This window comes from Bradyrhizobium sp. 164, assembly GCF_023073715.1.
GTDB lineage: Bacteria > Pseudomonadota > Alphaproteobacteria > Rhizobiales > Xanthobacteraceae > Bradyrhizobium.
Map to the genome: position 1 here is coordinate 1 of NZ_JADPKA010000040.1, position 13,242 is coordinate 13,242.

Sequence of the window (13,242 nt, forward strand, 5' to 3'; positions counted from 1 at the left end):
TGCAGATAGTTGCGCTCAATCGTCCGGTCATAGCTGTTGTCGCGCATCGGATCGTCCTCCGCTGGAGCGATCCAATCAGCGAATTAGTGAACATGCACAATTGCGAGGAGCTTTTGCGACGAAGCAATCCAGACTATTTCCACGGTGGGAGCTCTGGATTGCTTCGCGGAGCCTGTCATCGGGCCGCGCTTCGCGCGGACCCGTTGGCTCGCAATGACGGTGGATAGGTCCCAGCCCTACTCCTCCGGCAATCCCAGCATCAGCCGCATGTTCTGCACGGCTGCACCCGAGGCGCCCTTGCCGAGATTGTCGAGCCGGGCGACCAGCAACGCCTGGCGATATTTGTCGCTGGCGAAGACGTAGAGCTCGAGCATATTGGTCTCGTTCAGCGCCTCCGGCTCCAGCCGAGCACCCTTGGTCGCCTCGTTCTGAAGCGGCATCACCTTGACGTATTTCGAGCCGGTGTATCGCTTGGCGAGCGCCGCTTGCAGGTCGGCGCCGCCCGGCTTGCCGGGCAACGTGTCGAGTTGGAGTGGCACCGAGACCAGCATGCCCTGCCGATAATTGCCGACCGATGGAATGAAGATCGGCCGCCGCGTCAGGTTCGAGTAGAGCTGCATCTCCGGCAGGTGCTTGTGCTCGAAGCCGAGACCGTACAGCTCGAAGGACGGCGCGCTGCCATCCTCGAAGCTCGCGATCATCGACTTGCCGCCGCCGGAATAGCCGCTCACGGCGTTGACGGTGACGGGATAATCCTGCGGCAGCAGGCCATCATCGACGATCGGCCGCAGCAGGGCGATCGCGCCGGTCGGATAGCAGCCGGGATTGGAGACCTTTTTCGCGGCCTTGATCTTGCCGGCCTGATCGGGCGTGAGCTCGGGAAAGCCATAGGCCCAGTCGGGCGCCACGCGGTAGGCGGTCGAAGCGTCCAGCACCTTCGGCGCCGAGGCGCCCATGCCGTCCACGAGAGCAACCGTCTCCCTGGCGGCATCGTCGGGCAGACAGAGGATGACGAGATCCACCTCCTCCATCAGCGCCTTCTTGGCCGCGGGGTCCTTGCGCTTGTCGTCGGCGATGGTCTTCACCGCGACGTCGCCCTGGAGCTTCAGCCGCTCGTTGATGCCGAGCCCGGTGGTGCCGGAGCCGCCGTCGACGAAGACGGTGGCCGGCTTTTTCGCCGTGCCGGGGGTCGGGGCTTTGGTGGTGTCAGCGAGGTTCATGGCGCGCTCCCTTCGAGCATGTTCGTATCGTCTGCAAAAGGCTGCGGCCGGGCCTGCCGCATCAAATGTGCGATCTGCTTCGCATCGGCGTCGCCGGCGCCAAGCGCATTGGCGATCGCCGTATAGTCGGCATCCGATTTGTGCTGGTTCAGCTTGAAGCTGCCTTCGACCTCCTCAACCGTCATCACCAGCCCAACGATCGCCTTCTTCATCGTCTCCAGCCGCCCCGCCGTCATCTTGCCTGATGTCCACGGCTTTTTCGGCAGCAGCCAACTCTCGAACTTGTCGCTGAGCGTATCGATCTGCACCGCCAGCTCGTCGTCCGACAGCAGCCGTACCGGCCCGCTGAGATGCACCGACTGGTAGAGCCAGGTCGGCACCTGGTCGGGCGAGACGTACCAGTCCGGCGATACATAGGCATCGGGGCCGTTGACCGCGAGCAGCCAGGACGCATCACCGCCCGCGAGCTTTAGCAGCGGATTTTGACGGGCCACATGAAAGGCGGCCTGCGGCGTGCCGTCAGCGGCGTAGGTCAGATAGAACGGCAGCGGGGAAGCAACCGGCTTGTGGCCGTCGAAGGCGCACATCGTGCCGAAGCCGCGCTCCTCGGCGAATTTCAGGCTCGCGGCGCGGTCCTGCTTGAAAAAGACTGGCGTGTACATCGTGGTCTCCTGCTGGGCCTCCTTGGGGGCCGCCGGATCAGATCGCGCTGACAGGAGAGAGAATGCCGCGGACCGGATCCAGCGGCAAAGACGATGATCTCAAACGCGATCGACCGCCCAAACCGCGAAAGAGCGGCGGCGGCGACGGGCGAACAGAATGGTCGCAGCGTTGATCATGGCGCGCGGCTATAAAGCCAGATCCGGTTCCCGTCAAGGTTCATGGCATCAGATGAGGCGCCAGATCCATTCCATCAGCTTCGCGATCACGTCGCCGAACAGCAGCAGTGCCGCCGACCAGACCAGGGCTGAGACGAAATTGGCGACCTGGAAGCTCCAATACGGCATCTCGAAGATGCCGGCTGCGAGCGGCACCGAGGCGCGCAAGGGGCCGAAAAAGCGGCCGATGAAGATGCTGGGCACGCCCCAGCTGCGCACGAAAGCCTCGCCCTTGGGCAGGAGTTCGGGATAGCGCGAAAGCGGCCACATCTGCGCGACCCTCTCCTTGTAGCGGTAGCCGAACCAGTAGGAGACCCAGTCGCCCAGCGCCGCGCCAATACCGCCGGCGATCCAGACCGGATAGAAGCTGATGCCGCTCGCTCCGATCAGCGCACCGATCCCCACCAGCGCGCCCCAGGCCGGGACCAGCAGCGAGATGAAGGCAAGCGACTCCCCGAAGGCGAGCAGGAACACGATCGGCGCGGCCCAAGCCTGGTGAGCGCGCACGAAGTCGGCCAGGGCGTGCGCAAACTGCTCCATTCCAGATTAGCCTTCCCGCCCTGTCTCAAGGTGCTGCTCGATGAAAAGGACTGGTAAGCCAAGGGCTTGTGTGACATCAAGTCACAAAGCCCGGCCCAAGGCGGGCGGGACGTCAAATTGCCGGGAATTGGCGGGCCTACGGCGTAAAATCGCCGGGATTGGCTCCCAACCACACGGCCCGGCCCGCCCGGCGGTAACCTTTCCAAGCCAGAAGTGGCATAGTCGGCCTAACCGATTCGCCGCCCATGCGGCCTTCAAAGCGTATCAAGATATATGTCCAAGCAATTGAAAACCAAAGCGAAAGACGACCTGTTCGGCGCCGACGAGGCAAAGTCTCGCGCGCCCGCCGCCAAGACGGCCTCGCGCGGCGGTGGCGGGGAAGCCGACTATACGGCGGCCGACATCGAGGTGCTCGAGGGCTTGGAACCGGTGCGGCGCCGACCCGGCATGTATATCGGCGGCACCGATGAGAAGGCCCTGCATCACCTCTTCGCCGAAGTCATCGACAATTCCATGGACGAGGCGCTGGCCGGGCACGCGACCTTCATCGAGGTGGATCTGAGCGCCGACGGATTCCTGACCGTCACCGACAACGGCCGCGGCATCCCGATCGATCCACATCCGAAGTTCCCGAAGAAGTCGGCGCTCGAAGTCATCATGTGCACGCTGCATTCGGGCGGCAAGTTCGACTCCAAGGTCTACGAGACCTCGGGCGGTCTGCACGGCGTCGGCATCTCCGTGGTGAACGCCCTCTCCTCGTGTCTCGAGGTCGAGGTCGCGCGCAGCCAGAAGCTCTACCGCATGACGTTCGAGCGCGGGCACCCCAAAGGCAAGCTCGAGGATCTCGGCAAGGTCAACAACCGCCGCGGCACGCGCGTGCGCTTCAAGCCCGACACCGACATCTTCGGCGCCAAGGCCGCGTTCAAGCCGCAGCGCCTTTTCAAGATGACGCGCTCGAAGGCGTACCTGTTCGGCGGGGTCGAGATCCGCTGGAACTGCGCGCCCGAGCTGCTCAAGGGCGTCGAGGACGTGCCGGCGGAGGCGACGTTCCACTTCCCCGGCGGTCTCAAGGATTATCTTGCCGCGGCGATCCACGCCGACACGCTGGTGCATCCCGACATCTTCTCCGGCAAGTCCGGCCGCAACGGTGCTCATGGCGCCTGCGAATGGGCGGTGGCGTGGACTGCGGATGCCGACGGCTTTCTCTCCTCCTACACCAACACCGTGCCGACGCCCGATGGCGGCACGCATGAATCGGGTTTGCGCAGCGCGCTGCTGCGCGGTCTGAAGGATCACGCCGAGCGCGTCGGTCAGGGCAAGCGCGCGGCCTCCGTCACCTCCGAAGACGTGATGGTGGGCGCTGCCGTGATGCTCTCGGTGTTCGTGCGCGAGCCTGAATTCCAGGGCCAGACCAAGGATCGCCTCGCCACCGCCGAGGCCCAGCGCATCGTCGAACAGGCGATCAAAGATCCGTTCGATCATTGGCTGTCGGGCAATCCGAACATGGCCAACAGGCTGCTCGATTTCGTGATCGACCGCGCCGAGGAGCGGCTGCGCCGTCGCCAGGAAAAGGAGACGGCGCGCAAGACCGCCGGCAAGAAGCTGCGTCTGCCCGGCAAGCTCGCCGACTGCACCGATGCCGGCACCGACGGTTCCGAGCTCTTCATCGTCGAGGGCGACTCGGCCGGCGGCAGCGCCAAGCAGGCGCGCGACCGCAAGACCCAGGCCGTGCTGCCGCTGCGCGGCAAGATTCTCAACGTCGCCTCAGCCGGCAAGGACAAGCTGACGGCGAATGCCCAGCTCTCCGATCTCGTGCAGGCGATCGGCTGCGGCACGCTTGCCCATTATCGCGAAGAGGATCTGCGCTATCAGCGCATCATCATCATGACCGACGCCGACGTCGACGGCGCGCATATCGCTTCGCTGCTGATCACTTTCTTCTACCGGCAGATGCCGCGGCTGATCGACGAAGGGCACCTCTTCCTCGCGGTGCCGCCGCTCTACAAGCTGACCCACGGCACCAAATCGGTCTATGCGCGCGATGACAAGCACAAGGAAGAGCTGATCAAGAGCGCGTTCAATGCCAACGCCAAGGTCGAGGTGAACCGCTTCAAGGGCCTCGGTGAGATGATGCCGGCGCAGCTCAAGGAAACCACCATGGATCCGGCCAAGCGGACGCTGCTCAAGGTGGTGCTGCTCGCCGACGATCGCGACACCACGGCGGATTCGGTGGAGCGCCTGATGGGCACCAAGGCCGAGGCACGTTTCGCGTTCATCTCGGACAAGGCCGAATTTGCCAGCGAAGAGCTGCTGGACGTCTAGAGCGGGAAGCAGCGGGCCAGCCGCTTGCGGTTTCCATCTGCTCATCGCGTCGCGATGGCGAGAGATGAACAGTCCAGCTCCGACTCATCCCAGACCGCGCCGCAAAGATAAGAATCGGGGGCGATTTGATTTTCGCTTTTTCGCCGGCGGCTGAAGCAACTTTCTCCCTCTACGTCGAATATGGTGATTTTCGCGACGACCTTCATCTTTAGCGTGTAATGGAAGTCATCGCGTAAGTTATTGTAGGCGTTCATTTTTAAGGCGGACGACATCACTCCGGGGTCCCTGTGTCCTCCGTACAACACCGGATCGTTTTCAGTCATCTGTGTCCGCTCAGCAACAGCATTTCAGCAGAATCCGTCTATAGTCCAACCATCGAATTTGAACGGAACGGCGCTCGCACCTGCTAAGCGAACCAAGGTTGGGGATTTGGAAATGAAGAAGATTTTGCTTGCTCTGACCGCGGTTGCGGCTTTGACCGGTTCGGCCTCGGCGGCCGACCTTGGGGCCCGTCCGTACGTGAAGGCTCCGGCGCCCGCGCCGGTCGCCAACTGGACCGGCTTCTACATCTTCGGCGGTGCCGGCGGCGGGCTCTGGAACGCGGACAGCAACGTTCAGAGCACTGGTGTTGTCGGGCCGTTCGGCGCCTTTGGTGCGGCAGGCACTGCGCTGACCCGCGATCAGCGTTTGGGCGGTAGCGGCTGGTTCGGAACGGTCGGTCTTGGTTATGACTGGCAGTTCACCCCGAGCTGGGTGGCGGGCGTCTTCGCCGATGGTCAATTTGGTGACATTCGTGGTTCCCTCAGCGATCCCTTCAATTTCGTGGAAGGACGCGAAAAGCTCCGGACCAGCTACGCCGCTGGCGTCAGGCTCGGTTATTTGGTTGCCCCGAACGTCCTTTCCTACGTGAACGCCGGTTATTCCGGATCGGAATGGTCTGGCACCAGCCTGTCCACACTGACTGCCGGTGGAGGCCCGACCCTCCTGAATACGTCGTCTTTCCGGCGTGACGGCTGGTTCGTGGGCGGCGGTGTTGAGAACAACCTCAACATCTTCGGGATCAGCGCCCCTGGTTGGTTCATGAAGACCGAATATCGGTCCGCCTTCTACGATCGGATCAGCTTGCCTGAGACCTGTACTGTTGCCGGTTGCGGTGTTGTTGCGCCGCTTGGCACGGCCGCCACCTTCAAGCCCTGGGTCCAGACTATCAGCACCTCGCTGGTCTATCGCTTCAACTGGAGCGGCCCGGTCGTCGCGAAGTACTGATCTGGTCTCAGGACCAAACGTCAAAGCCCCGGCATCGTCCGGGGCTTTTTCGTTGTGATCTCCTCACCGTCAATGACGTTCCTGCATGAGCCGGCGCCCCGCGTGTCAATCGCGGCCCATTGTATCGGAGCCGAAGCTACGGCTAGTCTGCGTCCAAGTTCGCGGGTGCACGGCAATCGTTCATGCCGCGTCGCGACAGAAGCGGACTGATGGGAGGAACGCATGCGCCGATTTCTGCTGATCGCAGGCCTGTTTGCGACTGCCGTCGGGCTGCTCTGGATCGGACAAGGCACGGGCACGCTCGCCTGGCCGGGATCGAGCTTCATGGTCGACCAGCTGCAATGGGCTGGCTATGGCGCAGCCATGGCCGGCTTCGGGCTGGTGCTGATCTGGCAGAGCAGCCAATAGAACAAACCAGGACAAGAAAAGGTACTGAGAGCATGACATCCAGCCGATTCGACCTTCGCGGCAAGGTCGCTGTCGTAACAGGAGGCAATGGCGGCATCGGGCTTGGCATGGCCCGCGGCCTTGCCGATGCCGGAGCCGACATCGCCGTGGTGGGACGCAATGAAACCAAGTCCGCCGCAGCCGTGGCCGATCTCAGACGGCGCGGCGTGAAGGCGATCGCGGTCACCACCGACGTGACCGACAAGGCCGCCGTGGCGGCCATGGTCGACGGTGTCGTCAGCGAGCTCGGCCGGATAGACATCCTCATCAACAATGCCGGCATGAGCATCCGCAAGCCCCCGCACGAACTCGAGCTCGACGAGTGGAACAAGGTGATCGACACCAACCTCACCAGCGCCTTCGTCTGCTCGAAGCTGGCCTATCCAGCCTTGAAGGCGTCCGGCAACGGCAAGGTGATCAATATCGGCTCAATGATGTCGATCTTCGGCGCGAGCTTCGCGACCGCCTATGCGGCGAGCAAGGGCGGCATCGTGCAGTACACACGCGCCTGCGCCAATGCGTGGGCGCCCGACAACATCCAGGTCAACGCCATCCTGCCGGGCTGGATCGACACCGACCTCACCCGCGGCGCACGACAGCAGGTCTCAGGGCTGCACGAGCGCGTGCTGGCGCGCACGCCTGCAGGACGTTGGGGCGACATCGACGACTTCGCCGGCATCGCCGTGTTCCTCGCATCGCCCGCCTCGAACTTCCTCACCGGCACCGCGATCCCGGTCGACGGCGGCTTCTCGGTGATGGCCTGAGGCCGGCCGTGGCCGCAATCCACCAACGCAAAAAAGAAGCCCCGGACCATGCCGGGGCTTTGAATTTTGGCCGTGCTTTTTTTGATCGTTGGTCGCGTTGCGTCGACGTGCTCAGTAACGGGCGATGGTCGGGGCGTCGAACTTGTAGCTCGCGCGCACGACGGCCCACTGGATGTCGCGCGGCTTGGCATCGAAGGTGTAGTTACCCGAGGTGCCGCCGAGCTGATAGGTCTGGCTGCCGAAGGCCGCGTAGTTGTATTCGAGGCCAACGATCCAGTTGCGGGTGACGCCGTATTCCCAGCCGGCGCCGACGGTCCAACCGTTGGCCCAGTGGGTCTGTCCGCCCGAGCCCGACACACCGACGGTGTCGCTGACCGACAGACGGTTGTTCGCGCCGGCATAGCCACCCTTGATGTAGAAGAGGTTGTTCTGCACGGCGAAGCCAGCGCGGCCGACGATGGTCGCGAGCACGTTGGCACGCCAGGAGAACACGTCGTCCGCGGCGCCAAACACGTTGTTTACCACCGTGCCCTTGTTGTCGAGGCCGGAGATCGTGCCTTCCATGCCGAACACGTAATTGTTGGCCTGCCAGTTGTAGCCGATCTGGGCGCCGCCCATGATGCCCGACTTGCGCTGGCGGAAGCCTTCGCCCGGCGAAAGATCGCCGAACGGCGCGCCGGTTCCGTTGTTGATGAACTGCTCGTTGGTCCACGCGCCACCGATGTGGCCGCCGACATAGAAGCCGGTCCAGTTGAACAGCGGCTCGACATAGGCGGGCGCCTTCGTGTAGCGCGCACCGAGATCGGCAGCGGAAGCCGCGCCGATCGAAACCAGAGCGGTCGTGCAGGCGAAGGCGGCAATCAATTTGGTACGCATGGTAGACCCCGTGTCCGTTGATGGGCGCACGCTCACAGACGGCCCTTACCAAAATTGAAATCAACACGGTTAATGTGGCGGATGAGCACACGTTGCGCCTTGAATGCATTCGCGATGTTGCAAGCGTGCAACGCACCGAGCGTAATTTAATGCAGCGTTATCCCTACCGAGTCTTGCGCTACGATGGCGGCGCCGCCTTCGACTGCACGTGCTCGGGCCGAACGCCGAGCGCAAGCAGGCGCGCCGGAATGCCCTGGAGCCAGGGCAGCGCAGTGATGAGGCGCACGATCAGCGGCACCTTCAACGGCCGGTCGCTGCCTAGCAAGGCGCCGCTGATGATGTTGTTCTGCACGACGACCTGCATTCGCTGCGTCATCTTCACCGGGAACTCGCGCCGGCGTCGCACCGCATCGAGCTCGTTCTCCGAGGGACAACCGTGCTGCAGCTCATCCGCCAGCAGGTTTGCGGTTGCGACCGCGTCCTGCACGGCGAGATTGACGCCGACGCCGCCGACCGGCGACATCGCGTGCGCGGCGTCGCCGATGAGAAGCAGGCCGGGCCGCGTCCAGCGCGTCAGGCGGTTGATCGCGACGGTGAGCAGCTTGATGTCGTCAAAGCTCTTCACGTCCGCGATGCCGCTTTTCAGGATCGGCGCCATGCGCACGACGTCGTCGAGCAGCGCCGTCAATCCCCTCGCCTTCACCGCATCAAATTGCCCCTTGGCGATGACGTAGGCGCATTGCCAATAGTCGCCGCGATCGAAGGTGATCATCATCTTGCCGGGCTCGACGCGCGCGAACACATTCTCCGTCTCGTCGGGTCTGCGGCCGGCGCGGAACCACAGCACGTCCATCGGCGCGCCGATCTCCTCGACGGCAAGGCCGGCGCGCTCGCGCACCGTCGAATGCCGGCCGTCGCAGGCAATGGTGAGATCCGCCTCGATGTCGATAATGCCCTCAGGCGTCCTCGCCCGCACGCCGGCGACCGTCTCGCCGCGGCGGATCAGATCGACCGCCTCCGTGCTCATCATCACCTTGAGCGAGGTAAAGCGCCGGCCGGCCTCGCGCAGGAAATTCAGGAAGTCCCATTGCGGCATGAAAGCGATGAAGGGGTACTTGGTGTGGAGCCGGCTGAGATCGGCGATGCGCACCGGCGTGCCACCGAACAGGCCGTCCATCTTCTGCAAGCGCTGATGCGGCAGCTTCAGGAAGCCGTCGATCAGGCCAAGTTCGTCCATCACCTGAAGTGTTGAGGGATGCACGGTGTCGCCGCGGAAATCGCGGAAGAAATCCGCATGCTTCTCCAGTACCACGACCTCGATGCCGGCGCGGCCCAGGAGATAGCCGAGCATCATGCCCGCTGGCCCGCCGCCGACGATGCAGCAGCGGACCTTCATGGTCCGGTTTGATTGTTGGTCGGATGTCATGGCAGCCGCGATCCGCGATGTGAGTATCGATGAAGATATGCCGGACGATACTAACGCGATCCAGGCCGAGTGCAGTCTCAATTTGCAGACAAAAGCTCACCGGGGCCGCTTTGCTGCAGCAAACAAGCGCCAAAAAAAAGGCCCGCAGAGCGCGGGCCTTGGGTGAGGACGGGATCGACTATTTCTGGTCCTCGTTGCTGGTCCCGGTGCCTGGACTGCCGATCGGCAACCCATTGGTCGCATGACCGACACCCATGTTCCGCTCGGCTTGTGCTGCTGACGGCGTCTTACCATTTGCGGTTGGGGACTGAACGTTCGGGTTGACCGGGCCGGTATTGGTGTTGACGTTGGCCCCCGTGGTGGTGTCATGCGTCCCCATCCCCGAGGGAGCCGACGGCCCGGAGTTGGCGCTGCTGGGTGACGTGCCCACCCCTGCACCTGAGCTGGCCCCCGATCCGGCGCTGGCGCCACCGGCGCCGCCCGCCGCACCACCGCCCCCTTGGGCAAAAGCCGCCGTCGAAAGTGCAACGCAAGCGATCGTTACGAAGATGGATCTGCGGATCATGGATCGTCTCCCTGGTTTGACTGACAATCCAGGTCAGCAGGAGTTGTTCCTCTCCTGTCGCGGCCGACGAAGATCTCAATTATTGCTGCGGTTCGCGCTGCGAAAGCTCTTGATCTCCGACACGCTGCCGTCGCGGTAGGTCAGCTCAACCGAGACGGACTGCGTCGCCGGGGCGAGCTTCATGTAGAGCGGCATGCCGGCGCTGATCGCGCTGGGATCGCGCATGTCGCAAGGAGGCATCTTCAGCACCTGGTTCGGCACGGCAGTGTCGACACCAATGCGCACCTCGCGAATGGCGCAGCGGTAGGACACGAGATGCGTGTAGTAGACCAGCAGTCCATTGAACTCGCGGAATGACAGCCAGCTTGTCGCGGTCATGTCGAGGATCTTGCGTTGGTCGCGGATCAGCGCGGCCTCGGGATCGAACCTGATCGGGAACGGCCCCTGCATCTCGCCGGACTGATCGACATAGCGGACCTCGATGGTGCCGGCTTGCGCATCCGGCGGCAATTCGACCGACGGGTTCGGCATCCGCTTGCGCGTGCGCGGATCGAGCGTGTCGATGAAGCCGGTTTCGCGGAAATCGCCCTTGCCGGCCATGCGCCAGGAGATGCCAAGCGTCGGATCAGCGAAGGAGAACACCACGCTCCAGCCGCCATTGTGCCGCGAGAAGCTCGCGATCGGCGCGTTGGTGGTCTCCTCCTTCGGCAGGTGCGGCACCGATACCGGCGGGAGCGCGGCGAGCTTCTGCGGCGGCGGATCGTCCGCGCGCGCGGCGGCATCCTTGGCGAGGCCGCTAAGGAAGACGTCGTCGACCATCTGATCGAAATAGACCGGCACCTGCTTGTGCTTCACGGTATCGGCCATCTCACTGACGGCACGGCGGGTGCGCTGCGCCACCTGCACGAGGTTCTCGCCGGGCTTGAGCAGCTCCCTGGCGAAAGTGCGCGTGAACACTGAATTGGGGTTGGCGTCGTCGTTGGAGAGGCGATCGAGCGCGGTCTGGCGGGGACCTGCCGAAAACACCGAGAACACGCCTTCCGGCAGTTGCGTCATCGGCGCGAGCCCGCCGCCACCGGCGACCGCGCGGGTACCTTTGCGCTCGAACGGGTTGTTGCGGCAGGCGTCGAACACCAAGATCGAGGTCCGCGCCCTCTTGTTCTGAAGGCGCTCGACGATGCGGTCGGCCAGGATGGAGGCGTCGCGCACGAGCTCTTCCTGCCCTTCCGTCGCCGCCGGAACGTCGGTCGGCAGCAAGTAGTTCTGGCCCGCGATCTCGAAACCGTGGCCGGCATAGAAGAAGAACGCGGTGTCGCCGGGCTCGATCGCCTTGTCGAAGGCGAGCAACGTCTCGGAGAATTGCTGCCGGTTCTGATTCTCGGCGACCATCACCGAGAACCCGAGCTGCTTCAGCGTGTCGCCCATGGTGCGTGCGTCGTTGACGGCCTTGAGCAGCTTCGGCACGTTCCTGTAGTCGTTGTTGCCAACGACGAGCGCGACCCGCTTCTCGGCATGCGCGGGAAGCGCGAATCCGCTCAGGCCCGCTGCGAGGCCGAGTGCCGCCAGAATTCTGAAAAGCCGACGCGTCATTGGAATACCCCGTTGCAGAACGGCCCTCCGCCGGCCCCCTCGAAAGGTCGTTCATGGGAAACCCAGCCGTTGATGTGATAGTCGGTCCAGACATATCGAGGGTTCAAGGGCCTCGGTCCCCGATTCCATCGTCGGTCCTATGGCAGATTCCGCTGGAATCTGCTCTTCCTTAGCAATGTCTCTGGGTAATCCCATTGGAAGCGAGAGGTATCGTGTATCGCTGGTGCACCGACGAGGTCGAGCCGCATGACCGCTTCGACTATTGGCGCGAGGTGCGCGCCAAGGGTCTGTTCGGCGTCACGGCCGAGCTCGAGCGCGAACGCCGCGCCGATTTCTTCGGCGAATTCTCGCTGCGCCAGCTTGGCGGCGCCAGCCTCGTCGAGTTGAAGGCCTCCGCCTACACGGTCGAGCGTAGCGCATCCGACATCGCCTCCGCACCGGGCGACGCCATCTGCGTCTACCAGCAGCTTGGCAGCGGCGGCTGGTTCGGCGGCATGCGCGGCAGCGACTTTGCGATCGCAAACGGCGGCTTTGCCACCAGCCATATCGACCTGCCCTATCGTACCGCGCCGCTGGGCGCAGGCGGCTTCCATTTGCGAATCCTGAAGATCCCGGTGAGCAACATCCCGGCGCAGGACAAACGCATGCGCGAGCTTGCACCGCGGACGTTTGACGATCCCACCCTGGCGCCCCTGCTCGGCACCTGCTTTGCCGATCTCGACGATGTTGCCGGCAATGACGGCTGCTTCGACGCCGCCTCCCCGGTGCAGGCCTCCCTTGTTCAGGTCCTGGCCCACCTGGCGCTGATCGAGCGCGGCATCGTGCGGCCCGGCGGCCGCCGCGGGCAGGCCGCGCTGCGGACCGCCCGTCTGTCGCAGGCCCGGCGCCTGATCGCGCGTCACCTGCAAGACCCCAATCTCGCGCCGACGATGGTGGCCGACTGGCTCGGCATTTCCGTGCGTCACCTGCATATGCTGTTCGAGACGGCGGAGAAGAGCTTCTCGCAGACGATCACCGAAGAGCGGCTGAAACAGAGCCGCCGCCTGATCCGCGAGGCTCCGGAGCGGCTGATTGCCGACATCGCGGCCGCCTGCGGCTTCGAGAGCTTGGCGACCTACTACCGAGTCTTTAACGCTGCCTATGGCATCGCCCCAGGCGACTTCCGGGCCCAGGTTCGGGCGGGGCATTAGCCGCCGTTTGCCGGCTCTGGTCAGTCCGCCGCTTGGGCGGAAAACCGCAGCCGCGCCCGCTATTTGGGCAAAAACCTCAGGTTTTTTAGGGTCTTCCCGCGCCCGCTCCATTGACTTTGGCGGATTCCTGCCTATGTTCCGGGGCGACGCGGCTCAAA

At 63.9% G+C, this 13,242-nt stretch carries 14 protein-coding genes; 6 read left to right on the forward strand and 8 right to left on the reverse strand.

What is annotated here, in order from left to right:
• Positions 1-236: 236 nt before the first annotated feature.
• The 3 genes from argC to IVB01_RS14845 all read right to left on the reverse strand — a co-directional run bounded on the left by argC (position 237) and on the right by IVB01_RS14845 (position 2,638).
• A complete protein-coding gene (argC, locus tag IVB01_RS14835) occupies positions 237-1,220 on the reverse strand; it encodes an N-acetyl-gamma-glutamyl-phosphate reductase (RefSeq protein ID WP_247277199.1) in 984 nt (327 codons plus the stop codon).
• Positions 1,217-1,882 carry an FMN-binding negative transcriptional regulator gene (locus IVB01_RS14840; protein ID WP_247277200.1) on the reverse strand — a complete coding sequence of 222 codons (666 nt, stop codon included), beginning with the start codon at positions 1,880-1,882 and terminating at the stop codon, positions 1,217-1,219. The genes argC and IVB01_RS14840 overlap by 4 nt, the downstream gene beginning before the upstream one ends.
• A 225-nt stretch (positions 1,883-2,107) precedes the next feature.
• On the reverse strand, positions 2,108-2,638 hold the full coding sequence (locus IVB01_RS14845) for a DedA family protein (protein ID WP_247277201.1): 531 nt from the start codon (positions 2,636-2,638) through the stop codon (positions 2,108-2,110).
• Between the two features lie 273 nt (positions 2,639-2,911).
• Here IVB01_RS14845 and parE point away from each other — a divergent pair, with 273 nt between their 5' ends.
• Positions 2,912-4,960: a DNA topoisomerase IV subunit B gene (gene parE / locus IVB01_RS14850; protein WP_247277202.1), complete on the forward strand. Its 2,049-nt coding sequence runs from the start codon at positions 2,912-2,914 to the stop codon at positions 4,958-4,960.
• 41 nt (positions 4,961-5,001) lie between these two features.
• Here the strand turns inward: parE and IVB01_RS14855 are convergent, their stop codons facing one another.
• Entirely contained in the window at positions 5,002-5,283 is a 282-nt protein-coding gene (locus IVB01_RS14855; protein WP_247277203.1) for a hypothetical protein, read from the reverse strand.
• A 112-nt stretch (positions 5,284-5,395) separates the two neighbouring features.
• Here IVB01_RS14855 and IVB01_RS14860 point away from each other — a divergent pair, with 112 nt between their 5' ends.
• The 3 genes from IVB01_RS14860 to IVB01_RS14870 all read left to right on the forward strand — a co-directional run bounded on the left by IVB01_RS14860 (position 5,396) and on the right by IVB01_RS14870 (position 7,437).
• A complete protein-coding gene (locus IVB01_RS14860; RefSeq protein WP_247277204.1) occupies positions 5,396-6,226 on the forward strand; it encodes a porin family protein in 831 nt (276 codons plus the stop codon).
• Between the two features lie 222 nt (positions 6,227-6,448).
• Positions 6,449-6,634 (forward strand): hypothetical protein, encoded by a 186-nt coding sequence (locus IVB01_RS14865; RefSeq protein ID WP_247277205.1) that lies wholly within the window; start codon positions 6,449-6,451, stop codon positions 6,632-6,634.
• A 32-nt stretch (positions 6,635-6,666) separates the two neighbouring features.
• Positions 6,667-7,437 carry a glucose 1-dehydrogenase gene (locus IVB01_RS14870; RefSeq protein WP_247277206.1) on the forward strand — a complete coding sequence of 257 codons (771 nt, stop codon included), beginning with the start codon at positions 6,667-6,669 and terminating at the stop codon, positions 7,435-7,437.
• Between the two features lie 111 nt (positions 7,438-7,548).
• Here the strand turns inward: IVB01_RS14870 and IVB01_RS14875 are convergent, their stop codons facing one another.
• Both IVB01_RS14875 and IVB01_RS14880 read right to left on the reverse strand, forming a co-directional pair.
• On the reverse strand, positions 7,549-8,313 hold the full coding sequence (locus IVB01_RS14875; protein WP_247277207.1) for an outer membrane beta-barrel protein: 765 nt from the start codon (positions 8,311-8,313) through the stop codon (positions 7,549-7,551).
• Positions 8,314-8,491: 178 nt separating this feature from the next.
• Positions 8,492-9,739: an FAD-dependent oxidoreductase gene (locus IVB01_RS14880; protein ID WP_247277208.1), complete on the reverse strand. Its 1,248-nt coding sequence runs from the start codon at positions 9,737-9,739 to the stop codon at positions 8,492-8,494.
• On the opposite strand from IVB01_RS14880, the gene IVB01_RS14885 reads away from it, so the two are divergent.
• Positions 9,738-9,905 carry a hypothetical protein gene (locus IVB01_RS14885; protein ID WP_247277209.1) on the forward strand — a complete coding sequence of 56 codons (168 nt, stop codon included), beginning with the start codon at positions 9,738-9,740 and terminating at the stop codon, positions 9,903-9,905. The two genes, IVB01_RS14880 and IVB01_RS14885, sit on opposite strands and share 2 nt — an antisense overlap.
• A gap of 12 nt (positions 9,906-9,917) precedes the next feature.
• On the opposite strand, the gene IVB01_RS14890 is transcribed toward IVB01_RS14885, so the two are convergent.
• Positions 9,918-10,118: a hypothetical protein gene (locus IVB01_RS14890; protein ID WP_247277210.1), complete on the reverse strand. Its 201-nt coding sequence runs from the start codon at positions 10,116-10,118 to the stop codon at positions 9,918-9,920.
• A gap of 261 nt (positions 10,119-10,379) precedes the next feature.
• On the reverse strand, positions 10,380-11,894 hold the full coding sequence (locus IVB01_RS14895) for a caspase family protein (RefSeq protein ID WP_247277211.1): 1,515 nt from the start codon (positions 11,892-11,894) through the stop codon (positions 10,380-10,382).
• Positions 11,895-12,106: 212 nt separating this feature from the next.
• On the opposite strand from IVB01_RS14895, the gene IVB01_RS14900 reads away from it, so the two are divergent.
• Complete coding sequence (locus IVB01_RS14900; RefSeq protein ID WP_247277212.1) at positions 12,107-13,084, forward strand: helix-turn-helix domain-containing protein; 978 nt, start codon at positions 12,107-12,109, stop codon at positions 13,082-13,084.
• Positions 13,085-13,242: the final 158 nt, after the last annotated feature.